Genomic DNA, 853 nt, shown 5'->3' with positions numbered 1-853 from the left:
AAAAAGGTTCATCGCGGAATCCCGGGGAACGCGGCGCGGATCTTGAGGAAGAAGTATTGCTCGTCGCGGTACCCGTAAGCGCGGCGCTTGATGACCTTGATCGTGTTGTTGATACCTTCGACGACGCTGGTATTGAGCGGATGGCGGCAGCGGGCCACGATTCCGTGCCAGTAACCCTGCAAGCGCTGGGCGAACTTTTGCAAGGCGGCGATCCCGCTTTGCTGAGCCTGTTCGAACCATTGCCCCCAAGCCTTTTCCGCGCAGGCCGGCTTGCGGTAGAACCAGAGCCGTTTGAGCTCGTCGCGCAGCACATAGACGCATAACAGCGACTGATTGGCCGCCAGCAGTTCCTTCAGATGCACGGCCTGTTCTGGCTTCAGGTTATGACGGTTGCGCAGCAGCAACCAGCGACTGGACTTCAGAACCTTACGGGCCGGCTTGTCATGTCGCAGTTGGTTGGCCTGATCCACCCGTACCCGATCGATCACCTCGCGACCGTACTTGGCCACGACGTGGTACAGGTCAAAGACGATTTCCGCCTGTGGGCACTGTTCCTTGATCTCCAGCTCATCGGCCGTGGTCATGTCGATTGCGACCGCTTCGATGCCCTCGGCCACGCCTTCGGGGAGTTGTTCGAAGAAGGCGCGCGCCGTCTCGCGTGACCGTCCGGGCCCAACCCAGAGGACCTGCCGGCCGATCGGATCAACCACCACCGTGGCGTAGCGATGGCCTTTATGGAGCGCGAACTCGTCCATCGCCAGATAACGGATCGTCGACCAGTCCGGTTCGGCCACGCGCGCACGCAAGCGCATCTTGTCGATCGATTTGACCGTGTGCCAGCCCAGTTCGTAGA

General features: G+C 60.7%; 1 protein-coding gene. It reads right to left on the bottom strand.

Annotation, left to right across the window (positions count from 1 at the left end; all coding sequences use genetic code 11):
* Positions 1-8 precede the first annotated feature (8 nt).
* Positions 9-853, bottom strand: an 845-nt coding sequence (locus J5M57_RS27880; protein ID WP_207872070.1) for an ISL3-like element ISBma1 family transposase, incomplete at its 5' end; no start/stop codon positions are given.

The sequence above is a fragment of the Pseudomonas sp. 86_A genome (assembly GCF_017491705.1).
In the GTDB taxonomy this organism is placed as follows: Bacteria; Pseudomonadota; Gammaproteobacteria; order Pseudomonadales; family Pseudomonadaceae; genus Aquipseudomonas; species Aquipseudomonas koreensis.
The sequence above is the reverse complement of the archived record's forward strand: the minus strand, read 5'-3'. Positions and strand labels throughout refer to the sequence as shown.